This window comes from Oleidesulfovibrio alaskensis DSM 16109 (genome assembly GCF_000482745.1).
Classification (GTDB): Bacteria; Desulfobacterota; Desulfovibrionia; order Desulfovibrionales; family Desulfovibrionaceae; genus Oleidesulfovibrio; species Oleidesulfovibrio alaskensis.
On the sequence record NZ_KI519494.1, the window covers coordinates 289,507 to 311,979 of the forward strand.

At 58.3% G+C, this 22,473-nt stretch carries 20 protein-coding genes, 2 tRNA genes and 1 pseudogene; 16 read left to right on the plus strand and 7 right to left on the minus strand.

All coding sequences use genetic code 11. The features are described 5' to 3' along the window. The first annotated feature begins 1 nt into the window (after position 1). The 14 genes from cysC to H586_RS0113405 are packed head-to-tail and all read left to right on the plus strand — an operon-like array spanning position 2 to position 13,650. Positions 2-514, plus strand: a complete 513-nt coding sequence (cysC, locus tag H586_RS0113340) for an adenylyl-sulfate kinase (protein ID WP_027182308.1) — start codon at positions 2-4, stop codon at positions 512-514. Next, positions 514-1,206 carry a hypothetical protein gene (locus H586_RS0113345; protein WP_027182309.1) on the plus strand — a complete coding sequence of 231 codons (693 nt, stop codon included), beginning with the start codon at positions 514-516 and terminating at the stop codon, positions 1,204-1,206. The genes cysC and H586_RS0113345 overlap by 1 nt, the downstream gene beginning before the upstream one ends. Next, positions 1,206-1,946, plus strand: coding sequence for a formyltransferase family protein (locus H586_RS0113350; RefSeq protein ID WP_027182310.1), 741 nt, complete (start codon positions 1,206-1,208; stop codon positions 1,944-1,946). Before H586_RS0113345 ends, H586_RS0113350 begins: the two co-directional genes overlap by 1 nt. Further along, positions 1,939-2,724 carry a class I SAM-dependent methyltransferase gene (locus tag H586_RS19300; protein ID WP_081701855.1) on the plus strand — a complete coding sequence of 262 codons (786 nt, stop codon included), beginning with the start codon at positions 1,939-1,941 and terminating at the stop codon, positions 2,722-2,724. The genes H586_RS0113350 and H586_RS19300 overlap by 8 nt, the downstream gene beginning before the upstream one ends. Further along, positions 2,721-3,380, plus strand: a complete 660-nt coding sequence (locus H586_RS19305) for a gamma-glutamyl-gamma-aminobutyrate hydrolase family protein (protein WP_034619303.1) — start codon at positions 2,721-2,723, stop codon at positions 3,378-3,380. Before H586_RS19300 ends, H586_RS19305 begins: the two co-directional genes overlap by 4 nt. Then, a complete protein-coding gene (locus H586_RS19310) occupies positions 3,381-4,151 on the plus strand; it encodes a phosphocholine cytidylyltransferase family protein (RefSeq protein WP_081701856.1) in 771 nt (256 codons plus the stop codon). Then, a complete protein-coding gene (asnB, locus tag H586_RS0113370) occupies positions 4,151-6,013 on the plus strand; it encodes an asparagine synthase (glutamine-hydrolyzing) (protein WP_027182311.1) in 1,863 nt (620 codons plus the stop codon). The genes H586_RS19310 and asnB overlap by 1 nt, the downstream gene beginning before the upstream one ends. Beyond that, entirely contained in the window at positions 6,004-6,705 is a 702-nt protein-coding gene (locus tag H586_RS0113375) for an N-acetylneuraminate synthase family protein (RefSeq protein ID WP_027182312.1), read from the plus strand. Before asnB ends, H586_RS0113375 begins: the two co-directional genes overlap by 10 nt. Next, entirely contained in the window at positions 6,693-8,051 is a 1,359-nt protein-coding gene (locus H586_RS20240; protein ID WP_051364024.1) for a glycosyltransferase family 2 protein, read from the plus strand. Before H586_RS0113375 ends, H586_RS20240 begins: the two co-directional genes overlap by 13 nt. 14 nt (positions 8,052-8,065) lie before the next feature. Then, on the plus strand, positions 8,066-9,097 hold the full coding sequence (locus tag H586_RS0113385; protein ID WP_027182313.1) for a class I SAM-dependent methyltransferase: 1,032 nt from the start codon (positions 8,066-8,068) through the stop codon (positions 9,095-9,097). Positions 9,098-9,101: 4 nt separating this feature from the next. Further along, entirely contained in the window at positions 9,102-10,352 is a 1,251-nt protein-coding gene (locus tag H586_RS19320; RefSeq protein WP_051364025.1) for an N-acetyl sugar amidotransferase, read from the plus strand. Continuing rightward, a complete protein-coding gene (locus tag H586_RS0113395; RefSeq protein WP_027182314.1) occupies positions 10,334-11,770 on the plus strand; it encodes a hypothetical protein in 1,437 nt (478 codons plus the stop codon). Before H586_RS19320 ends, H586_RS0113395 begins: the two co-directional genes overlap by 19 nt. Beyond that, complete coding sequence (locus tag H586_RS19325) at positions 11,767-12,897, plus strand: N-acetyl sugar amidotransferase (RefSeq protein WP_051364026.1); 1,131 nt, start codon at positions 11,767-11,769, stop codon at positions 12,895-12,897. Before H586_RS0113395 ends, H586_RS19325 begins: the two co-directional genes overlap by 4 nt. Positions 12,898-12,906: 9 nt before the next feature. Further along, on the plus strand, positions 12,907-13,650 hold the full coding sequence (locus H586_RS0113405) for a cytidylyltransferase domain-containing protein (protein ID WP_027182315.1): 744 nt from the start codon (positions 12,907-12,909) through the stop codon (positions 13,648-13,650). A gap of 29 nt (positions 13,651-13,679) precedes the next feature. On the opposite strand, the pseudogene H586_RS21080 reads toward H586_RS0113405, so the two are convergent. From H586_RS21080 to H586_RS0113415, 3 genes and pseudogenes are all read right to left on the minus strand, one after another. Then, positions 13,680-13,900, minus strand: a pseudogene (locus tag H586_RS21080) (IS3 family transposase); the annotation flags it as partial. 93 nt (positions 13,901-13,993) lie between these two features. Then, positions 13,994-14,069, minus strand: a tRNA-Thr gene (locus tag H586_RS0113410). 204 nt (positions 14,070-14,273) lie between these two features. Next, positions 14,274-14,350, minus strand: a tRNA-Pro gene (locus H586_RS0113415). Positions 14,351-14,555: 205 nt separating this feature from the next. Between H586_RS0113415 and H586_RS0113420 the strand changes: the two genes are divergently transcribed. Continuing rightward, complete coding sequence (locus H586_RS0113420; RefSeq protein ID WP_027182316.1) at positions 14,556-15,422, plus strand: rhodanese-like domain-containing protein; 867 nt, start codon at positions 14,556-14,558, stop codon at positions 15,420-15,422. A 29-nt stretch (positions 15,423-15,451) separates the two neighbouring features. Further along, complete coding sequence (locus tag H586_RS0113425) at positions 15,452-16,438, plus strand: DUF362 domain-containing protein (protein ID WP_027182317.1); 987 nt, start codon at positions 15,452-15,454, stop codon at positions 16,436-16,438. Between the two features lie 150 nt (positions 16,439-16,588). Here the strand turns inward: H586_RS0113425 and H586_RS0113430 are convergent, their stop codons facing one another. The 4 genes from H586_RS0113430 to H586_RS0113445 form a co-directional block, all read right to left on the minus strand. Then, on the minus strand, positions 16,589-18,394 hold the full coding sequence (locus tag H586_RS0113430) for a methyl-accepting chemotaxis protein (RefSeq protein ID WP_027182318.1): 1,806 nt from the start codon (positions 18,392-18,394) through the stop codon (positions 16,589-16,591). Between the two features lie 151 nt (positions 18,395-18,545). Then, complete coding sequence (gene ldhH / locus H586_RS0113435) at positions 18,546-20,687, minus strand: L-lactate dehydrogenase (quinone) large subunit LdhH (protein WP_027182319.1); 2,142 nt, start codon at positions 20,685-20,687, stop codon at positions 18,546-18,548. 3 nt (positions 20,688-20,690) lie between these two features. Next, on the minus strand, positions 20,691-21,308 hold the full coding sequence (locus tag H586_RS0113440; RefSeq protein ID WP_011368987.1) for a LutC/YkgG family protein: 618 nt from the start codon (positions 21,306-21,308) through the stop codon (positions 20,691-20,693). 16 nt (positions 21,309-21,324) lie between these two features. Beyond that, positions 21,325-22,386: a DRTGG domain-containing protein gene (locus H586_RS0113445; RefSeq protein WP_027182320.1), complete on the minus strand. Its 1,062-nt coding sequence runs from the start codon at positions 22,384-22,386 to the stop codon at positions 21,325-21,327. Positions 22,387-22,473 lie beyond the last annotated feature (87 nt).

The following is a 22,473-nucleotide window of genomic DNA, read 5'->3' on the forward strand; positions in this document are numbered from 1 at the left end:
TATGGTGATATGGATTATCGGGCTGTCCGGAGCGGGCAAAACAACGCTGGCGCAGGAAACCGTGAGGCTTATGCGGCGGCAGATGGATAATGTGGTGTTGCTGGACGGCGACGCGGTGCGCAGCATGCTCGGAGATGATCTGGGGCATACGCTGGCGGACAGAAAGAAAAATGCCGACAGGCTGTGTCGCATGGGCCGGTTTCTGGACGCGCAGAATATTCATGTGGTCTGCGCCGTGCTGTCTGTTTTTGAGCAGTCGCGCCGCTGGAACAGGCAGAACATAGAAAATTATTACGAAGTATACATTGATGCTCCGCTGGACATGCTTGAGCAACGCGATCCCAAGGGGTTGTACGCGCGGGCGCGGCGGGGAGAGATAGCCGACTTTCCCGGTGTGTCCATGGAGTTTCCCGTGCCGCGTCACCCCGACCTTGTGATCAGCAATGACGGGACGCTGGAGGGACTGCTTTGTCATGCTCCGGCGCTGGCGGCTCTTGCCGGAGGTGCGCGCTGATGGAACTGTATCCTTACGCTTCTGAAGACCGCATGGCGGCACCACATACGTATATGTACACGCCGTTCGCGGGAAGCGGTTTTTTTGCGGCGTACGCCGCCAGCCGCGATATTGGTCTCGGTTTCTGCGCCGGCGCGGTGTCGCAGACGGCATGCTGCCTGACACCGCAGATGCTTGCTCTGTACCATGACTGTACCGCTGTACTGCAGCAGGCGCGTGCTCCGTTTGTTCCCGCGCATGTTCCCGCGCTGCCGGCGGCCTGTCCGGCGGTGTGTGCGCCGTTGCAGGAGCCGCTCCGGGGCCGGTTCGATACCGTGGAGTTTCTGCGGTCTCTGCTGCGGTGCGATCAAGACGCCGGAAAAGACAGGCTGCACCACTGGCTGGAGTGGTTTGTGCACCGGTTTGAGGTCAGCAAGGCGCTGAGGGTCAGCTATTGCCTGCCGGGCGGCGCTGCGGATGAAAAAGCTATGCAGGCGGCCCCCTATGCGCTTCTGGCGGCTTTGCTGGCCCGGTCCTGCGGCAGCGGAACCGATCTTAAGCACCTTAATGCCTTGCTCAAGCTTGGCGACCTGCTCTGCTCCGTGACCGGCAGTGTGCATTTTTCAGCTGAGGATGCCGTGCTGACGGCTTTTGCCCTTATGGTCGAGCGCAGAGTTGTTCACGATATGTGCGCAGAGAGGAACATACCATAATGCGGATTTTGAACGATATAGGCATGGTGCTGGGCGACACGTCGCGTTCGCGGGTATATCTGCAGGCGCTGGCTGCCCACGGCTTTGTGGTGGCTCATGCCTTTCTGCTGCCGGCCGGAGAAAAAGGCCGTCCGGGACAGCTGTGTGACCTGCAGGCTCAAACGCACGATACGCACGAGGCGCCGTGGGGCACGGTGGACCTGACTCTCGGCGTGCAGGGGCTGCTCCGGACGCAGGCGGCTGCCTGCACTGTTCTGCCTTCGGGTGATATCAATCATCCCGATGTGGTGGACATACTGGCGCAGGCCGCGCAGCCGGTGATGATCTATTCAGGCTTCGGGGGTGTTATTCTGCGGCAGGCGGTGCTGGGCTGCGGTAAGCGTTTTCTGCATGTGCATGGCGGGTACCTGCCGGACTATAAAGGCAGTACGGCAAATTATTACAGCTATCTGGCAGATGGCTGCTGCGGGGCGTCATCAATTTTCATGTCGGACAGGATAGATTCCGGACCGGTGCTGGTGCGGCAGCGTTTTCTGCCGCAGGGAAGCCTGCGGCAGGTGGACCATGTGCTTGATGCCTGCTACCGCGCGCAGGTGCTGTGCAGCACGCTGCAACTGTATCTTGAACACGGCAGCTGGCCGGATGCCGGATGCCGGGGCGAAGGGCGGGTGTATTACATAATGCACCCTGTGCTGCGCCATATAGCCGTATGCAGCAGCATGAAGGAGAACCATGCGTAAAACCTACCGCAGCGAAGACACCCGCAGCTACTGGCAACGCCGCTGGAGTGCCATTCCGGCAGATGCTCCCATGGAAAATGAATCCGCGTATCCTTTACGGTATGCGCTGGCGGCTTCGGCCATGGTCCGCGGCCGTATGCTGGAGGCAGGTTGCGGTGCAGGAAGATTGCTCCGGTATTTTTTCAATCGCGGGCATGACATTGTGGGCATGGATTACATCGCCGAGGCCGTGCAGAAGCTGAAGGAAACAGCCCCGTCCCTGCCCGTGGAAGTGGGGGATATCACCGGCATGCGGTTTGCGGACGGTGAATTTGACTGTGTGCTGGCATTCGGGCTGTATCATAATTTCGAGCCGCAGCAGCTGATGGCCGCTTTGCAGGAGACTGCGCGTGTCATGCGCGATGGCGGGGTGCTGTGTGCTTCGTTCCGCGCTGACAACCTGTGCAACAGAATCAACGACCGCCTTAAACAGCGCGGAACAGCCGGAGGGCGTGCTTTTCACAAACTTAATCTGCGTGAAGACGAGTTCCGCCTGATGCTTGAGGCGGCAGGATTCTGCGTGGAGCGCTTTGAATATGTGGAAAACATGTCGCTGTTGTACAAATTTCCCGTCTGGCGGGCAGCCGGAGGCAAGGTGATGAACGAGAATGCGGCGCGTTCTGGCGGATATCGCCTCAATGCGGCAGGGCGGTTTATACAGGCTGCGCTGATGCGGTTTTTCTCCGCTTCGTTTGCAATTTCTATGTGGCCACCGCCCGGCTGCGGAGTTGATTTATGACGGTCCAGACGGTGCTTATAGCCATTTCGCAACGGGTGGAGCATGTTGCCGGACGTGCGGAAGTGCGCGACTGTCTGGACAGGTCCTGGTCGCTTTTTATGGATCGCTGCGGGTGTGCGCTGTTTCCTGTGCCCTCGCATACGGCAGATGTCGGGGCTGCGCTTGATGCAGCCGGTGTGTCCGGAGTGATTCTGTCCGGAGGAAATTCGCTGTCGTGCACCGGAGCTCCGGATGCCGATATGGTTCGCGACAGGCTGGAGGCCGGATTGATCGGTTATGCGCAGGCGCGCGGGCTGCCCGTTGCCGGTGTGTGCCGCGGTATGCAGATGCTTTGCCGGCATCTGAGCGGGGTGGTGCCCGTTCCTGTGACCGGACATGCCGGCACACGGCATGCCCTGCTGTGCTCGCCGCAGGCGTTGCGGCACGGCATACACCGGACCGAGGTCGCTTCGTACCATGACTACGGCATACCGTCCGCGGCGCTGGCTGGGCATTTTCATGTACTGGCGCAGTCGCAGGACGGCATGGCCGAGGCGGTGCTGTCGTTGTGCGGCGGCATGCTGGGTATCATGTGGCATCCGGAACGCGGACAGCCTTTTGACGAGGGCGATGTGGAGCTTTTCAGCAACTTATTCAACGCAGGCGGAGTGCGATAGATGAAAGCTGTTATTCTGGCCGCCGGTAGCGGCACACGACTGCGTCCGTATACGCAGGACAGGCCGAAATGCATGGTACAGCTGTGCGGTGCGCCCATGCTGCATACGCAGATACAGGTGCTTCGTTCCTGCGGGATAGACGATATAACAGTGGTTGGCGGTTACCTTGCAGACCGTCTGGACCCGTGCGGCAGCCGCGTGGTTGTGAACGGGGACTACGCGGCCACCAATATGGTCTGGACACTGAAGTGTGTTGCCCGGGAACTGGGCGACGACGTGATCGTTTCTTACGGAGACATACTGTACCACCCCGATATTCTGGCAGGCATATGTGCCGGCGACGCTTCTGTGGCGGTGGCTGTCGACGCCGCCTGGCACGGATACTGGCAGCAGCGCTTTGATGATGTGCTGGCTGACGCCGAAACCCTGCGTCTTGAAGGTGACCGCATTACGGAGATCGGCCGCAGGCCGCAATCACTGGCCGACATTCAGGGGCAGTATATAGGTCTGATGCGTTTTTCCGCAGATGGCGCACAGCTATTGCGCGATACGTTGTGCGGTCTTGCAGGCGATTCACCCGTTGCCGGAAAACCGGCCCGCAGCGCCTACATGACTGATCTGCTGCAGTCGTTCATCGATGACGGGCACCCCTGCACCGCCGTGCCTTTCACCGGCAGCTGGTGCGAGGTGGACACCGTGCGTGATCTTTCCGTCGCAGAGGGCAGAGTGTGCCCGTGGGTGCGCGGACTGGCAGAACGGGGGGGTGCCTAGTGTGCGGCATATGCGGCATGTTCAATGCGCCGGCGACGTCGCGCCGCGTTCTGGAAAGAATGCTTGAGGCTCTGGAACACCGGGGACCGGACTCCTGCGGCGTGTACAGTGACGGCAGCTATCTGGCGGGAATGCGGCGGCTGGCCATCAACGATGTGGCAGGCGGCGGGCAACCGCTGTTCAATGCTTCGGGCAGCGTGGCTTTGCTGTACAACGGCGAGATTTATAATTCTCCCTCGCTGCGCCGGATGCTGCAGAAAGAAGGCGTTGTTTTTGCCACCAGCTCCGACGGCGAGGTGATCTGTCATTTATATGACCGGCACGGCGAGGCGGCGTTTCAGATGCTTGACGGCATGTTCGCCTGTGCTCTCTGGGATTCGGAAAAATGCCGTCTTGTCCTTGCCCGCGATATTCCCGGAGAAAAGCCGCTGTACTACGCCCGTACCCGCAGCGGCGGGGTTGTTTTTGCCTCGGAGATAAAAAGCCTTGTGCGGCACCCTGATGTCAGCCGGGAGCTTGATTATCAGGCGCTCTGGGATTTTCCTACTTTTTTGTGGATTCCCGAACCGCGGACAGTACTGCGTGATGTGCGCGCTGTGGAGCGTGGCAGCATACTGGTGTTTGACGGGCAGACCATGCGCAGCACGGCCATTGCCAACACATTCGGTCCTGCAGAGGATATGGCCGCTCTTTCGGATGATGATGCGGCGGGGCTGGTGCGTACCACCGTGGAAGATGCCATCCGCACGCGGCTGCTTTCGGATGTGCCGGTGGGCAGTTTTCTGAGCAGCGGGCTGGACAGTTCCATAATATGTGCCGTGGCGTCGCGCGAGCTGCCTTCGTTGTCCACGTTTACCATCGGGTTCGAGCAGTGCGCGGATCCCTACCACGGTATGGCCGATGAATCGGCAGGGGCGGAAGAATTCGCCGCGCTGCTGGGCACCCGGCATACAACCATCCGGGTTACGGCTGAAACGTTCCGCCGGAGTTTGCATGAATTTTGCTTGTATGGAGATCAGCCCTTTGCCGTTTCTTCGGGGCTGGGTGTTTTTGCCGTTTCCAGAGCTGCCCGCGAACAGGGCATAAAAGTACTGCTTACCGGCGACGGCGCCGACGAGGCTTTCGGCGGGTATTCATGGTACGCCCATCTGCAGGGGATTGACTCTCTGGCTGCGCAGACTGCGGGAGAAGCAAGCGTTTCCTTTCAGAATACAGGCATGCCGGTCGAGCAGCGTCTGCGGGTGCTGGCGGGGTACGGGGCGGCGCAACGGGCATGGGCCTGGCACTACTATGCCTCGGAACAGGAAAAAACAGCGCTGTTCGCCGCGGCACCATTTGAAAATGTTCGTCCGTCACTGCGTTTTTTTGAAAGATTTTTTACCCGACGCCCGCAGCCCGAAGATTACATACGGCAGGACAGAGCATTTTATTTTCCGTTTGAGATGCTTCGCAAAGCCGACAGGATGACTATGGCGAATTCTGTGGAGGGGCGGGTGCCTTTTGCCGCTCCTGCGGTGCAGCAGCTGGCCGAAGGGCTTTCACTGCGGCAGATGGTGCACGGAACGGAGCTTAAATGGCTGCTGCGCAAAGCCTTTGCCGATGTATTGCCACCTCAGGTGGCGCGGCGGCCCAAGCACGGCTTCAATGTGCCGGTGGACAGGTGGCTGCGCGGAGAATGGGCAGACATGGTGTCAGATACGTTCCGCTCGGGTTCGCGTCTGGCAGAGACGCGGTTGCTGGCACCGGATGCTGCTGCGCGGGCACGACTTATGCTGGAAGACCCGCAGAGGCTCAATGGTCATACGCTGTTTTGTTACATTATGCTTAACCTGTGGCTTGAGGAGTTTGCATCATGGAACTGATTGTGGAGATAGGGCAGAACCACAACGGAGATATGAATCTTGCGCTGGATATGGTGCGCATTGCCGCCGAAGCCGGTGCCGATGTGGCTAAATTTCAGGTGTATGATGCCAGGGCGTTGTTTCCGCGTGAAGGTAACCCGTGGTTCGAATACAACTGCGCCACAGAGCTTTCGCGCGACGATGTGGCCCTGCTGGCTGATGCATGCCGCAGGTACGGCATTGAATTCATGGCTTCTGTGTTCGACGAGGAACGTGTGGAGTGGCTGGAAGATCTGGGTGTGCGGCGTTACAAGGTTGCCTCCCGTTCCGTAACCGAAACTCCGCTGCTGCGGCGTCTCGCGGCCACGGGCAAGCCGTTGCTTGTATCGCTGGGTATGTGGCGGGGAGACGGCTTTCCGCAGATTGCCGGTGCAGACCGTGTGGAATATCTTTACTGCGTTTCGGAATATCCGACACCGCTGGAGCACCTGCATCTGCAGCACTGCGATTTTAACGCCTATGCAGGATTCAGCGATCACAGCATAGGTCTTACCGCGGCCATGGCTGCTCTTTCCCGCGGGGCGCGCATCATCGAAAAGCATTTTACCATCGACAAAACCATGTACGGGCCGGACCACGAAGGCAGCATGGATGCAGAGGAACTGCGCAGGCTGGTCCGGTTCAGGGATGAGCTAGCGCTATGCCTGAAGTAGCACCGAAAGTAACGGTATACATATCGTCGCACAACTACGGAGAGTATCTGGAGCAGGCTGTGGAAAGCGTGCTGCGTCAGAATTTCGACCGGTGGGAGTTGTTTCTTGTCGACGATAATTCTTCGGATAACACCCGCGACATTCTGCAGTACTACAGGGGAGCCGGACGTATCCGTATTCTGCAGGGTGAAGGGCGGGGGCTTATCCCCGTGGCTAACACGGTTCTTGAGCTTGCCCGCGGAGAATACATCATCCGGCTGGATGCCGATGATGTGTTTGACGAAAATATTCTGCTGGTGCTTTCCAACTACCTTGACCGCAATCCGGATGTGGCCATGGTATTCCCCGATTACTATCTGATGGATCAGGACGGGGTGCTGTATTCTTCGTTCCGCAAGGAATCACTGGCGGGCAATGACAATGTGCAGGACATGCCCCCTCACGGTGCCTGCACCATGATACGCACCTCGGTGCTCCGTGAAATAGGCGGCTATGACGCATCGCTGCCCGCGCAGGACGGCTTTTATGTATGGAGCCGCATACGCGATAAATACGGGGTGCATAACATCAATCTGCCGTTGTTCTGCTACCGCCAGCACGGCTATAACCTGACCCGCAATGCAGCTCGTATAACACTGGCCCGGCAGGCTGTGAAAAAAAGTGTCTGCGACGGCATGGGCACCTGTGAGCAGCCGGTGGTGGCGGTCATCCCCTGCCGCAGTTGCTACGACTTTGTGCCCGATGTGTGGAAAGAGCGCATCGGCGGGCTGTCCCTGCTGGATATGGCCGTGGGGAAATGCGTCGATTCCGCCTTGTTCAGCAGTATTGTGGTTACTTCCGATACCACCGAGGTGCTGGATACGATTGGCGGTGTCAGTGACCCGCGACTGCGTTTTCTGCCGCGTGAGCATGCTTCGACCTACAGGTCGCGTCCCATGACGGATACGCTCAAAAGTGTGGCGGCTCAGCTTGCTTTACCGGATTCTGCCATTATGCTGCTGTGTTACCCTCAGGCACCGTTTACCACAGTGGAAACACTGGAAGAGGCCGTGCATACACTGCTGATGTTTGATGCGGACAGTGTATTTACGGCGATACCCGTGGACAAGCCGCTGTACCGGAGGGGCCCCAACGGTATGACCTGCATCAATCCGTCCACATTTTCGACCAGTGATTTCAATACAATTTTTCAGGAATCGCGCAACGTGTTCGCCCTTAAGGTTGGTAATCTGAAAAAGGGCAGCATGACCGGCAATAAAAGCATCTGCTATCCCATTGCCGGTGAGGAGGTGCTGTACATCAACAGTGCGCAGGACCTTGCAGCGGCACGTTCCTTTTTACCCTAGCTGCGGAAAAGTGCATGAAAACGTATTATTCAAAATCACTCAGCGCCACCTTCGGACGTCAGGCATCTTTTCTGGCAAAAAACGATGAGCTGGTGGCCCGTGCCGCACAGGCCACTGCCGCCCTGTGCGCCATGCCGGCAAGAACCCACTGCCCCCTTTGTGCCGGTACCGCACCGCAGGCACAGGATTTTGTGCACCGTGGTGCGGCATATTTCCGTTGCCCCCGTTGCGGACATATTGTTTCCTGCAACGACCCTTCTTTTCTGGAGCAGGACGAAGAACAGTTTGCCAAGGTGTATCCTGCATTGCGGGGAGAGGAACGCGAAGCCCGCAGACTGAATGTTTATCAGCCCAAGCTCGACTGGGTTCTGGAATCGTGCCGCCGCGAACTGGGCCGCGACAGGCAGCATATGCTGGCCTGTCAGTGGCTTGAGATAGGCTGCGGTGAAGGTTTTTTTCTGGAGGCGCTGCAGCGCAGCGGAGCGGAGCATGTGAGCGGGGTGGAAGCTGACACCATCATGGCAGGACGCTGTGCCGGTCTGCTGGGGGCTGACTGCGTGGATATTTCCCACCGTCCGTTAGCCTGCGAGATCAGGGAGCGGCGTTTTGATGTTCTGGCTGCATGGTATGTGCTGGAGCATGTGCCTGACCTGCATTCAGTGGCTCAGGCTCTGGCTTCGGTGCCGGCCGGTACGCTGTTTTGCTTCGCGGTGCCCATGTTCAGCCTGTCGGTTGTGCTGGAAAGCGCCTGCCACGGGCACTTTGCACGCACGCTGGATAACGACATCCACACACAGCTTTTTACCGATGATTCCATTGATTATTTTCTGCATAGTGCGGGGTTTGAAAAAGTGTCCCACTGGGTTTTCGGGCAGGATGTCATCGACCTTGGCCGGATTATCAGAAACGGTATAGCCGGAAGCTACTCAGAAGATATGGCCGCCGGCGTGTGCTCCATGCTTTCGGAAGCGTATGAAGAACTGCAGGGTGTTGTGGACAGGCATTTGATGTCCGACTCGCGCCATGTGCTTGCCGTGAAAAGGTAGTGCCATGAAATACTGCTCGAGATGCCTGTATCCTGCCAACCATCCGCTGCACATCATATTTGACGGGCAGGGGGTGTGCAGCGGGTGCAGGGTGCATGAAGAAAAAGATACCCTGGACTGGGCGGAACGCTTTGCCCGTCTTGAGCGCCTTGTGGCACCGTACAGAAGCCGCAGCGGCAGGTTTCACGACTGCGTGGTTCCTGTTTCCGGTGCGGGTGATTCCTATTTCATAGTGGATGTGGTGCGTAACAGGCTGCGCATGAATCCTCTGCTTGTTTCGTACAACCAGCAGTACAATACCCGGACGGGCATCCGCAATCTTGCGTATCTGCGTACTTTTTTTGACTGCGACTATTTTCAGCAGACGGTTTCTCCCGCATCGGTGAAAAAAGTCACCCGTGCCACTTTGCGGCTTATGGGCAGCATGCACTGGCACTGCATTGCCGGGGGCACTGCTTTTCCGGTGCAGGTGGCTACACGGTTCAAGATTCCGCTTATTATCTGGGGGGCACATCAGGGGCTGGAACAGGTGGGCATGTTTTCGCACCTTGACGAAGTTGAGATGTCGCGCAGGTACCGGCACGAGCACGACCTTATGGGATACGAGGCCGAAGACCTGCTGGCGGCGGATGCCGGCCTGAGTGAAAGGGATGTGGCTCCCTATATGTATCCGCATGAGTGTGATGTGGCCGGCGCGGGGGTGCGGGGTATCTATCTGGGCAATTACATACGGTGGGATACCAAAGCCCAGCATGAGGCCATGATTGACAGATACGGCTATGAAACAGCTCCGCAGCAGCGCACCTTTGATGCCTATAATCATGTGGATAACTGGCATTATGCCGGTGTGCACGATCTGATAAAATATCTGAAGTTCGGATACTCCAAGGTTGTTGACCATGTATGCCGTGAAATCAGATTCGGCAGACTTTCCCGCGAGAAAGGGCTAGGGGTTGTGCGTGCGTACCAGCAGGTGGTTCCCGGCGACCTGCCGTTGCTTCTGGAATGGCTGGATATGAGCGAAGCGGATTTTTTTGCCTGCATTGACGCGCATCGCGACCCCGCCGCGTGGGAAAAGCGCGACGGCGTATGGGTGTGCAGGTCGGAACTGTATGCCGGCGGCGATACCGCGGGCGGCGTTCCGCCTGCGTGCGGGTATGCAGATGACAGCTCGCGGTGCGGTGAACAGGCAGAAACCGGGGGATACACGCTTATGGGACGCGGATGGGTGGATGCATGGCACAGAAATCCGTGATTTCCGGTCAGGCGGCGCGTCTGGCTGAGAACTTCCAGACATTGAACAGCCGTCTGAACCTGATTTTTGTCTTCGACCATGTGGGCAGATCGGGTAACGGCTTTGTGCTGGGCATTTTTGATCAGCATCCGCAGGTGGCCACAAGCCACTGGGTACATTATGTATATTCGTATCTGATCACGGAATTCGGTGATGATCCGGAGCTTGACTCGGAACGCGCTTGTGAATTCATCATGCGCAACAGCTACTTCCGGTATGTGTTCAGCGATCTGGATGACGAGATCGCGGCCCATATATACAAAGCCGGCGGCGATCCGGACACGCAGTATGACAGGCGGCTGTGTCGCGATGTTTTCCGGGCCATTGTGCTTGCAGGGCCGGTCATATCACGCCGCGATCTTGTGGCGGCAGCTTATTACGCAACTCTGGCGGGTATGGGACGCGATACGGCTGAACTGCGCTACATTATGGTGGCCGATTCGGTAAGCCTGCGCACAGAACATGTGCTGCAAGGTTTCAGCGGAAAAGTGATGCAAGCCGCACTGCATGATTTTCCGCAGATGAAGGCAGTCAGCCTTGTGCGTGACCCGCGGGCCATGTTTGCATCCAACCGGCACCAGTTTGTCAACGTGCTGGGTAATATGTACGCCGTGACGCCTGCCAGCGCATGCCGCAGACTGCGTGAATTGTGGCGTTGTGATTTTCGCATGTATTCCACTGTATGGCCTTTCTGGCTGACATACGGCGCCGCCACCACCCGCTGTATTTACCGGCTTCGGCGGCAGTACGGCGCGTATTTCCGTGTATTGCGCAATGAAGATCTCAATCTGCACTTTGTGCCCACCATGGAGCGGGTTGCCGGCTGGCTGGGCATTGACATGCTTCCGCAATGGCATGCAGCTTCATATGTGCCCACTTCCATGGGGATGCCGTGGAAAGGCACAGGAGCCTATAACAGCCGGTATCAGCCCCGTACCAACGGCATGCTGGCCAATGACCCGCAGCATGTGGCGGAAGGCTCTGCGGGGCCGAACAGCCATGTAACCACCCGTTGGCGCAGCAAGCTTGCTCCGCATGAGATACGTCTGCTGGAATTGCTGTTTGCAGAGGAACTGGAAGAGCTGGGATACGATTCCGCCTGCGGGAAAGCGGCCCGCCTGTCTGTTCGCAGCTGCCTGCTGCGGCCTTTCCGCGGTGAGCTTCCCTCGGCGTCATGGATAGTGAGGGGGCTGCGCGAAAGCCTTGCCGAAGGCGGACGACGTCTGTTTTATGCCGTTGTCTTTCCGGTGTATTATGCTGTGGCCCGCGTGGCGGTCTGGCGGTTGTACCGCAAGGGTTTTTTCAGTGACATCTCAGGCGGCGAAGTGCGTGAACGGCTCAGTCTTTTTCTTTCTCCGGTACACAGGACAAAGCCATGATGCGTTATTGTACAAAGTGTGTGCAGCCGGACACCCGTCCGGGCATAGTTTTTAATGAGCAGGGTGTATGCCCCGCGTGTACTTTTATGGAGCAGGCCCCTGCGGTGGACTGGGAGCAGCGCAGGCGCGAACTTGAAGCCATAGCGGAATACGGGCGCAGTCACAGCTCGCACGGGTATGACTGCCTTGTGGGGGTCAGCGGGGGCAAAGACAGCACCCGGCAGGCCATGTATGTGCGTGATGAACTTAATCTCAATCCTTTGCTGGTCAACTGCGGGTATCCGCCGGAGCAGCTTGTGGACAGGGGCGCGGAGAATATAGCGAACCTTGTGGAACTGGGGTTCGATATGATCAGCTACTGCCCTGCGCCGCAGACCTGGAAGCGGTTGCAGTGGGAGGGATTGCAGCGATACGGCAATTTTTTAAAATCGTCCGAGATGGCGCTGTATGCCAGCGCTCCGCGTGTATCGCTTGCCTACCAGATTCCTTTGGTGTTTCTGGGAGAAAATCCGGCAGTCACAGTGGGTGAACTGTGCATAGGCACCACTGACGGCAATGCCAACATGGTTAAAAACGGCAATACCATAGCCGGCGGCCCTGATACTGTGATGCCGCCGGACATGCCGGTGAACAAGACAATTCTCTACAGATTCCCTTCAGATGAGGAAACCGAGAACTCTCTGATGCGCATCGTGTATCTTGGCTATTATATAGAAGATTTCGGAAAGGTGAAAAACGCGGAATTTTCTATGGCCCACGGCATGAAAGTGCGTACGGACCCGCCGGAAGATATCGGTGATATCACCGGGCACGAAGCGCTGGACGAAGATTTTGTCATCGTGAACCAGATGTTCAAGTACATCAAACTGGGTTTCGGCAAGGTTGTGGATCAGGTGAGCGAAGAGGTACGCCGCGGCACCATGACGCGCGATGAAGCAGTGCGTCTTGCCCGCCTGTATGACGGAAAATGCGCCCGGCGCTACGTGGACAGTTTTTGCCGCTATTTTAAAATTTCGCACGAAGAATTTGACAGTATCGTGGAGCGGTTCCGCAACAGGGATATCTGGAAAAAAAAGAACGGTCAGTGGTGTCTGGCCGTGGATTTTGACAATACGCCCATCATATAGGACACGGTGATGAATGCTGCCATAATAACGGCGCGGATGGGGTCTTCCCGTCTGCCGGGCAAAGTGATGCTTGATCTGGCCGGAGCGCCCATGCTGCAACGCATGGTCGAGCGGGTACGCCGCGCTGAACTTGTGGATAAGGTGGTTGTGGCAACCACCGGGCATCCTGCCGACGACATCATTGCAGACCTGTGCCGGCGCATGGGGTGCGGCTGCTTCCGCGGGGCGGAGCATGATGTTATGGACAGGGTGCTGCGTGCCGCCCAAGAGGCAGAGGCTGCGGAGGTTGTGCATCTGACCGGTGACTGCCCGTTTGCAGATGCTGAACTGATAGACGCCACTGTGGCTTTTTTTCGTGCAAACAGTTTTGATTATGTGGGCAACAACCTGAACGGAACGTTTCCCATCGGGCTTGATGTAAGAATGTTTGCAACGCAGGCTCTGCGTGATGCTGCGGCGCGGACCAGTAATCCCGTGGACAGAGTTCATGTCACTTACTACCTGTACATGCATCCGGAGCGGTATGCCGTGGGCGGCTGGGATGCCCCGCAGGGAATGCACGCCGGTTACAGGCTGACGGTGGACGAGTTTGCGGACTACCGTCTTGCCCTGACTGTTTTCCGGGCGTTGAGCAGGCAAAGCGCCGCGTTCCCCTCGTTTTCCGTCAGCGAGCTTATGGCTTTTCTGAAGGATAATCCCGCCATCGCGGCTTTGAATGCCCATGTGCGGCAGAAAGCCCCGGAAGAAGGCTGATGGTGGAGTTGCCCCGTAAGCTTCCCCGGCTAAACCGGACACTCGGCGGTTGGTAACAGACGGATAAATTCTCTTTGCGAGCACATCCGCAATCCTTTATGCGGGGCGTTCCCGTTGCAGCCTTCGATCCACGCGGAGACGTTTTTCATAACTGTCGGGTGTCGGGGCAGACTCTGCAGCCGACATAATCACACTTGAAGGTTTTGACGGAGGCCTCCGCCATGCCGTTGCTGTCCGGACTGCGTACGGGCCAGTTTTTTCCGGCAGCAACGTGACGGCCTCCGCCTGCGTGCAACAAGAAAAGCCCTCTGCATACATGTATGCAGAGGGCTTTTCTTACAAGTGGAGCTCTCAAGCAGAATTGAACTGCTGACCTCATCCTTACCAAGGATGCGCTCTACCTACTGAGCTATGAGAGCACCGTATATGCTTTGGCTATCTTTAGCGTTAGCGCCGTATATTTCCGGCACGCTCAACCTGCCACGGCCTTTAAGCCGGCGGGAGCTTCGTCGAAAGCCTTAGCGACGGATACCGTCGGTCGGGTGCTGTGCGGCACGGCCGCAGCAGACTAAAAACCAGCCCCCCGAATTTTCATTCGAGGGGCTGAGGGGTTTAGGCGATAATGGTCGGGATGAAAGGATTTGAACCTTCGACCCCTTGAACCCCATTCAAGTGCGCTCCCAAACTGCGCTACATCCCGACGTCGCGAGAACAGGTGTTTACGTCGGGAGCGTTCCGGTGTCAACATAAAAAATGAAAAAAAGATATTTTTGTCTGCGCACCTGACATGGACGGGCAAATAAGGCGCTGTTACTGTATGCGGCAGGTGTGCCGGTGCAGCGCAGTGCTACAGCGCATCGCAATTCATAACCGGCCGGCAACGGCCGCAACCTGTCGGAGAAACAATGCATTCACAGGAAATAAGAGCTGCGAGGGTATCTGCAGAGGGGTTGCGGCAGCTTATGGCCCGTCGCCGCGAAGGCGAGTACACCATTGTGGACGTGCGCAGTGCCGACGAGTACCGTCAGGGGCATATTCCGGGTGCGGTGCATATTGCCGTTACCGAGCTTGAACAGCGCATCGGCGAGCTGGATGCCGCTCAGGAGCACGTCTTTTACTGCCACAGCGGCAGCAGGTCTGCCGCGGCAGCGGTGCTGGCGGCAGAAAGCGGCAGGCTGCGGGGGGCGCTGTACAATCTGGACGGCGGCATACTGGCATGGGAAGGCGCATCCGTGGCGGATGTGCCCCGCATTGCGGTATTTGACGACGTGAAAGATATGCGGGGGCTGCTGCTGCGTGCCATGGACATGGAGAAAGCGGCGTTTCTGCTGTACTCCCGCGTACGCGGCGCGGTAGCCCATGCCGGAGTGTGTTCGCTTATGGACAGGCTGGTGAATATGGAAGAAACCCATGCGCGGGTGGTGTACAGCTATCTGAAACGTCAGTGGGATGACATTCCTGATTTTAAGGAACTTTTTGAAAGCCTTGAGGGGCGGGTTCTTGAGGGCGGGCTGACCATGGACGAGCTGGAGCCGTGGATCCGAGGTGCCGGTACCGGTGACTGCACGGAAATAGCCGATCTGGCGCTGGAGGTTGAAGCCAACGCGCTTGACCTGTACCGCACTCTGGCGCACAGAGCCGGCCGCGGCGGACAGGATGGCGGCACTGCATCGGATGAAGCGGTCAGCGCTTTTACCGATCTGGCACAGCAGGAAAAGCAGCACGCCCGCCTTATACTGCAGCATATGGAGGCATTCGGCGGGCAGGATTGAGGCTGCGCCGGATGCGGAGACACGACTCAATGACATTTAGTGCAAAGAATGCAGCCGGAGAAACCACCGGCGGAGTTTTTACTGTGGCGCTGGACCGCTGTGCCGCATACGGGCGTGCGTCATCGGGGACGGTTTGCGGTTCGCTGCTGGAATCTGCGGGCTGGCGTCCTGCCGCAGGCAGCAGAGTGCTGGTAAAGCCCAACCTGCTGCGTGCCCAGCCGGACGGCCTGTGCTGCACACACCCTCAGGTGGTGCGGGCTGCGGTGGAGTATGCGCTGGACTGCGGTGCGGTTGTGACAGTGGGCGACTCTCCTGCCTTCGGTTCGGCGGAGCGCGTGGCGCAGGCAGTGGGGCTGACGGACGCGTTGCAGGGGCTGGGCGTAAGGGTGGTTACACTGGATGATCCTGTGGACTGCCGGTTGCCTTCGGGGCTGCGTGTCGGGGTGGCCCGCGCGGCGTTGGAAGCAGATGCCCTGCTTAATGTGCCCAGAGTCAAAGTGCATTGCCAGATGCGTCTCACACTGGCAGTGAAGAATCTTTTCGGCTGCGTTTGCGGTGTACGCAAGGCGGTTGCCCATACCCGCCACGGCGACAGGGGAAGCCGTTTTGAATCGCTTATCGTGGAACTGGCGGAGCGCCTGCCGCCTTCCGGTGTGCTGCTGGACGGCATAACCGCCATGCACCGCACCGGTCCTTCCGGCGGTGATCCCTACCTGCTGGGCCTTCTGGGGGCTTCATGTAGCAGCGTGGCCATGGATACCGCTGTCGGCACACTGCTGGGCGCGGCTCCTGAAACAATACCTTTGTGGGCTGAACTGAGGCGCAGAAAGCAGCCCGCAGCGTTTGTGGAAAACCTGCATTTTCCTGTACTGTCTCCCGCCGACTTCAGCCCGCAGGGCGTGACGCCCGACGGGTTCTGCATACCGCAGGTGCTGAAGCCGGTCAGTTTTCGCCCCGCAACGTTGCTCCGCAGTCTGGTGCGCCGGATGTGGCACCGCTACGGACCGTCCGCGTAACAGGCCCAAAGGCGGCAGACGCGGCATGCAGGGCACAGAACAAAGCGGCCACCCCGAGGTGGCCGCCTGAATTGTGCGGTGTGCAGGTGCGGACGGCTTCTGCTGCGGACAGCGCCGTACCGCCGTGTGCCTGACCGGTCCGGAAACAGGTTATTTTTTAAGCTCGTCCACAAGGCTGCGCAGCGTGACTGCCTGCTCGGCCAGCTGCCCGATGTCCTGCACCGATTCTGCGATCATACGCCCGTTGTCCTGGGCAAGGGTGTTCACTTCTTCCACACTGCGGGCTATTTCCTCGCTCGCTGCGGACTGTTCTTCGGCTGCGGTGGCAATGGACTGCACCTGACCTGCGGCATCCTGCGCCAGACGGACTATTTCTGAAAGCATTTCACCGGAAGATGCCGAACGGGCTACGGCCTTGTCGATGGCCTGAGAGGCTTCTGTCATGCCGTCCACGTTTGTTTTTGCCAGTTGCTGGATAGCCACAATGCTGTCACCCACTTCCTTGGTGGCATTCATGGTCTTTTCGGCCAGTTTTCTCACCTCGTCGGCCACCACGGCAAAACCGCGTCCGGCATCACCCGCGCGGGCGGCTTCAATGGCGGCGTTAAGCGCCAGCAGGTTGGTCTGGTCGGCTATGTCGTTGATCACACTCATCACATGGCCGATGGATTGCGACTGGTCGCCCAGACGGTGCATGTTTTCCTTCAGCCCGTCAGCGAGCGCTTTCAGGTCATTCATGGCATTGATGGTGGCAGATACCGCCTCGGCCCCTTCCTGCGCCTTTATGCGCGAAAGATCGGTCTGTTCCGCTGCCTCGGCGGCGTTGCGCGCCACTTCCATCACGGTGGCGTTCATTTCTTCCATGGCTGTGGCGGTTTCATTGATGCGCGCCATCTGCATGTCGGTGCCGTGGCTTATTTCGTTGCTGCGGGTGTCCAGGTCGCCCGTGGCGGTGGTAATGGCGGCCACCACACCCTCCAGACGCTGTGCCGCGGCATTCATGCCGTCGCGGGTGGCGGCCTCTGCGCGGGCCATGGCTTCCTTTGTCTGTTCGGTTGCCTGATGCGCGGCTTCGGCCTGACGGTTGGCTTCCGCTTCCTTCTGCTTCACAGTTTCTATGGTGGCCACAAGTTCGCGTACCATGCTGTTAAGCGAGCTTTGCAGACGCGCCACTTCATCTTTGCCGCTGTCGTCCAGCGTGATGTCCAGATTGCCCTGTGCAATCTGGTGCGCTGCCTCGGTGGCGCTGCGGATGGGTCTGACAATGCTGACAATGATAAGCGCGCACACAGGCAGCACCAGCAGTATCAGGGCTGCGGCTATGGACCCCGTCAGCGTGTAAACGGCGCTGCTGACCATGTCGCCCGTGGCTGTTTCCAGCCGTTCTCGTTCCGCGTCAATATTGTCTATGTATACTCCGGTCCCTATCCAGTACGGCGTACCGGAAATGGGGCGGGCGTAAGCCAGCTTGGGCTGCAGGCCCTGCCCGGGTTTGTCGAAGACATAGCGGACAAAACCGCCGCCCGAACCGGCGGCCTTGCTGAGCTCATGAACGTAACGCACTCCGTCACTGTCCGTGACCGAGCTCAGATCCTGCCCGATGACGGATTTTTTGATGGGCAGTGCGACTACCGTTGTCCCTTCGTACACAAAAAAGTAGCCGGACTTGTCATCCTCAAAGCGGACGTTTTCCACCGCGGTGCGGATGAATTCCAGCTGTTCTTCCTTGCTTGCGGAGTCACTCAGTATGTCGCCTATGGTTGTGGCTATGCTGTCCGTGGCGACTTTGAGTTTGGTCCGTTCGCCTCTGAGCATCACGGCTTCAGTTTCTTTGATGTTGTACGCAACGACTGAATCCTGCATTTTCAGCGAGGCTAAAAAAATGCCCACGATGCACAGCACCAGCAAGGCGACAAGAGCGATTACTCGCGTTCCTATAGAGTATTTTCTGAGCATAGGTCCTCCGCAGGGACTGTATGATAGTGTATGTAAGTGTTAACTAAAGAATATCTGCAGTGATTTCCAGTGTAAATAAAATAATAGGCCGGAAAATAATAAAAAAGGCCACTACACTGTAGTGGCCTTTGTATGTTTGGCAGTGACGCGACTATTTAAGCTTGTCTGCAAGCAGCTCGGCTACGTGGCGCACTTCAATGTCGCGGCCGGACGATTTGCAGCCGCCGCGCAGCTGCATGATGCAGCCGGGGCAGTCGGCGACCATTTTTTTGGCGCCGGTGGCTTCAATGTTGGTCAGCTTTTTGTCCAGCAGCTTTTCGGAAAGTTCGGGGAACTTGACCGAGAAGGTGCCGCCGAAACCGCAGCAGACCTCTTCTTCTTCCGCCTTGGCGTAATCGGCGGCCATGTTGATGAGGTTGCGGGGCTGTTCGGTGACATGCAGGCCGCGGCACAGGTGGCACGAAGCGTGGTAGGCCACTTTTTCGTCCGACTTGTTGAACTCTTCGGCCTTTACGCCCAGTACGTCATGCGCAAAGGAGCTGAAGTCGATGACGCGCTCGGAGAACTGCTTGGTGCGGATGGCCAGCTCGGGCTTGTCTGCCAGAATGTTGGGGTACGATTCCTTGAGCTGGGAGCCGCAGGAAGCGCACAGCGTGACGATGTAGTCATACTTGGCAGGATCGAACGCCATGACGTTCTGTGCGGCCACGTCAATGGTTGCCTGACGCTCACCCATCATCTGCACGGGCAGACCGCAGCAGCTCTGATCCATGGGGAAGTCCACATCCACTCCGTGTGCGGCGAAAAGCTTAACGGCGGCTTTCATCTGCTCGGGGTAGACAAAGTCCTGCACGCAGCCTGCAAACAGCGCCACGCGCAGCTTGGCGTTGGCCACTTTGGGCTTGATGGATTCAAACTCGTCGCGGAATGCCTTTTCGGCCACGGAGGGGAACCGGCGGAAGCCCTGATCCTTCATGAACATGAGGGGCAGGTGACGCAGGAAGGGACCGTCCTGCACCGGCTTCTGAGCCCACTTGCCGAAGCGCAGCAGGGTGTGGAAGAGCTTGCGGTTTTTCAGCACCTTGCCCAGCAGGGTGGTTTCGATGGGCATGTCGCCTTCTTCGTTCAGGCGTGCGCGGATGTCCTTGATCAGACGGGGCAGGTCGATGCCGCCGGCGCAGATGTTTTTGCAGGCTTCACAGTTGATGCAGTTGTGCACCAGGTTCTTTGCCTTGTCGGAGCCGTGGAAGAAGTAGGTGAGAATAAGACCGATGGCGCCGATGTAGATATGGCCCATTTTGTGTCCGCCGACCAGACGGTACACGGGACATACGTTGGCGCAGGCGCCGCAGCGCACGCAGCGCAGTACCTGCGAGTACAGCGGGTCGTCGGCCATGGCGCGGCGGCCGTTGTCCAGAAACACGATGTGCATTTCTTTTTTGCCGTCAGGGCCGGTGGCGCATTCGTTGGCACCTGTGATCCATGTGACGTACGAGGTGATGGCCTGACCCGTGGCGTTACGGGGCAGCACCTTGAGCGTGCGCAGAGCGTCGTGCATGGTGGGCACCAGCTTGTCCAGACCTGCCAGAGCCACATGTACGCGGGGCAGGGTGGAAACAAGGCGTGCGTTGCCTTCGTTTGTCACCAGACCGATGGTGCCGGTGGAAGCCACACAGAAGTTGGCGCCGGTGACGCCCATTTCGGCGGTGGCGTATTCTTTGCGCAGTTCGCGGCGGGCCACTTTGGTCAGCTTCTGCGGGTCGTTGTCCTGCTTCTGCTTGGTCACGTCGCTGAACAGATCGGCCACCTGATTACGCGAAAGGTGGATTGCGGGCATAACCATGTGAGTGGGACCTTCGTGGCGCAGCTGGATGATCCATTCGCCAAGGTCGGTTTCCACCACTTCAAACTCATTTTCAACCTGATGGTTGAACTGAGTTTCTTCACTGGTCATGGATTTGGATTTGACAATTTTTTTCACGCCGGCATCGCGTGCGATCTGGGCGATGATTTCGTTGGCTTCCTGAGCTGTCTTGGCCAGATGCACCTTGACGCCGCGTTTTTCAGCTTCGGCCTTGAACTGGGCGTACAGCTGATCCATCTGCTTTGCTGCGGCGTCTTTGGCGTCAGCCACTTCGGCGATGAGCGACTGCACGTCCATGCCCTTGAACGCATTGGCGCGGCCCACGGGGTAGGCAACGGCAAATTTGTCCATGGTGGAGCGCAGAAAATCGTTATCCAGCGATTCGCGCAGTTCGGCGCGGTATTCTTTCAGATTCTTCGCGTTCTGCATTGATTAATCCTCCAGCAGCAATACGTGCAGTTCAAGGGGACCGTGGGCGCCCAGTGCAAGGGTGCGTTCGATGTCTGCGGTACGGCTGGGACCGCTGATGAATGCGGTATAGGCCGGGCCCTGCATCAGTTCGGCCAGCAGCGGTTCTGCATCGTACGAGTCGGCCACAATGCGCGACTTGGGCAGAACAGCCACATGCACTTCGCTCACCATGGTGGCGAGACGCACTTCTTCGCTGTCGGATTTCAGAACGATGGTGCCGGTTTCGGCGATGCCTGCGTCACAGAACGTGAAGCCCACATCAATGCCGGCAAGGTGGTTGCGCATGCCTTCTTTGATCAGACGGATGCCGCGTTCTTCAGCCATGGCAGCCAGCTTGGCGAACTCGTCGTCAGCCAGCGCAGGGGCGGCCATGATTTTTTCCTGCTTGGTTTCGCACAGGGCTTCCGCCTCTGCCGAAAGATTCTGCTCGCAGCCGGAGATGAGCAGCTGGCATGCTTCTTTTTTGTCACACAGATCCACGGTGTAGGCATATGCCTCTTCGATGGATTTTACCTCTGCCACCGTGGCAGCCACCAGTTCGGCTTTCTCACGCATAAGCCGGGACAGGTCTTGGGACATGTGGTGTTCTCCTGAATTAGAAGCCGAGTTGAGCCTTCAATGCGGGGTAGTCCATGGTGTTATCCACCATCTGGGCGGCACGGCGGATTTTTACAAGTTCCCGCAGTTTCTGGCTGTTAAGGATTTCTTCCATTTTGCGGGCAACGGTGTATGTGTCTTCGCGGACAACGATAACCGGTACCCCGCGCGCCTCGGATCGGGTGCGGATGATTTCATCGGGGGTGATGTTGCCGGTCAGAATAAGGCAGGGACACTGGTCTTCCAGTGCCACCAGCTGCAGATCCGTCCGGTCGCCGCCCACGATGGTGGCCGAGTTTGCGTGCTGTTTGAAATGGGACATGAAGTTGTCCACCTGCATGGTGCCGATCAGGAAGTCTTCCACAATCCGGCCCGATTCCCTGTTGCCGGAAACTATCCTGCCGCCCAGCCGCCATGCCAGCTCCACCGCCTTGATGGCGTTGAGCAGCCTGTCACGCGGCACAATGCCGAGGGCCGGTATGCCGTGCTCGGAAAGATAAGGCACAAGCATTTCCTCTGCATCACGCAGGTAGTCTTCGGGAACATCGTTGAACAGCACGCCCGCAAGGGCGTCTCCGAGGACTTCACGGTATCCCAGCAGCGCGTCGTAGTGCAGCGCGCCGTCGTATCTGTCCACCACCAGAGCCTTAAGCCCCAGCCGGCGCACAAGTGCGGGACCGCTTATTCCGGCGTGTCTGCCGGAATGCAGGAATTCTCCGCAACCGCCCACGAGCATGATGTCCCGCCCCCGGGACAATGTCTCGTACGCTTCGCGGACGCGTTCCATTTCGTTTTTCCGGTCTGCCAGCGAGCAGGTGCGCAGGTTGGCAGGGGTGATGACGGGAGTGACCAGCGCGGGATCGTCTTCCAGCCCCAGCACCTCCTGTACGAAAAAGGCGTCTTCATCGCCGACTATTTCGTCCACGGTCTTGGGGCGGGCGCCCAGCGGTTTCATGTAGCCCACACGCAGACCTTCACGCTGCAGCCACAGCCCGACGGCCATGGCAGCAAGGTTTTTGCCCGCCCAGGGGCCTGTGGAACCGATGTACAATCCCTTCATATGTGTCTCTCTGCATCCGTTGCCGGAAGAAAAAAGGGGGCGGAGTTGCCGGAGCCCCGCCCCCGCGTCTATGTCATGCCTTGCGGC

Coding starts and splice junctions, on each gene's coding strand:
- H586_RS0113350 (WP_027182310.1), top strand. CDS start 1,206: ATGCGGATTTTGAACGATATAGGCATGGTGCTGGGCGACACGTCGCGT.
- H586_RS0113425 (WP_027182317.1), top strand. CDS start 15,452: ATGACATTTAGTGCAAAGAATGCAGCCGGAGAAACCACCGGCGGAGTT.
- ldhH (WP_027182319.1), bottom strand. CDS start 20,687: ATGCAGAACGCGAAGAATCTGAAAGAATACCGCGCCGAACTGCGCGAA.
- H586_RS0113430 (WP_027182318.1), bottom strand. CDS start 18,394: ATGCTCAGAAAATACTCTATAGGAACGCGAGTAATCGCTCTTGTCGCC.
- H586_RS0113375 (WP_027182312.1), top strand. CDS start 6,004: ATGGAACTGATTGTGGAGATAGGGCAGAACCACAACGGAGATATGAAT.
- H586_RS0113445 (WP_027182320.1), bottom strand. CDS start 22,386: ATGAAGGGATTGTACATCGGTTCCACAGGCCCCTGGGCGGGCAAAAAC.
- H586_RS19320 (WP_051364025.1), top strand. CDS start 9,102: ATGAAATACTGCTCGAGATGCCTGTATCCTGCCAACCATCCGCTGCAC.
- H586_RS19300 (WP_081701855.1), top strand. CDS start 1,939: ATGCGTAAAACCTACCGCAGCGAAGACACCCGCAGCTACTGGCAACGC.
- H586_RS0113385 (WP_027182313.1), top strand. CDS start 8,066: ATGAAAACGTATTATTCAAAATCACTCAGCGCCACCTTCGGACGTCAG.
- H586_RS19310 (WP_081701856.1), top strand. CDS start 3,381: ATGAAAGCTGTTATTCTGGCCGCCGGTAGCGGCACACGACTGCGTCCG.
- H586_RS0113440 (WP_011368987.1), bottom strand. CDS start 21,308: ATGTCCCAAGACCTGTCCCGGCTTATGCGTGAGAAAGCCGAACTGGTG.
- H586_RS0113420 (WP_027182316.1), top strand. CDS start 14,556: ATGCATTCACAGGAAATAAGAGCTGCGAGGGTATCTGCAGAGGGGTTG.
- H586_RS0113345 (WP_027182309.1), top strand. CDS start 514: ATGGAACTGTATCCTTACGCTTCTGAAGACCGCATGGCGGCACCACAT.
- H586_RS19305 (WP_034619303.1), top strand. CDS start 2,721: ATGACGGTCCAGACGGTGCTTATAGCCATTTCGCAACGGGTGGAGCAT.
- cysC (WP_027182308.1), top strand. CDS start 2: ATGGTGATATGGATTATCGGGCTGTCCGGAGCGGGCAAAACAACGCTG.
- H586_RS0113395 (WP_027182314.1), top strand. CDS start 10,334: ATGGCACAGAAATCCGTGATTTCCGGTCAGGCGGCGCGTCTGGCTGAG.
- H586_RS20240 (WP_051364024.1), top strand. CDS start 6,693: ATGCCTGAAGTAGCACCGAAAGTAACGGTATACATATCGTCGCACAAC.
- H586_RS19325 (WP_051364026.1), top strand. CDS start 11,767: ATGATGCGTTATTGTACAAAGTGTGTGCAGCCGGACACCCGTCCGGGC.
- H586_RS0113405 (WP_027182315.1), top strand. CDS start 12,907: ATGAATGCTGCCATAATAACGGCGCGGATGGGGTCTTCCCGTCTGCCG.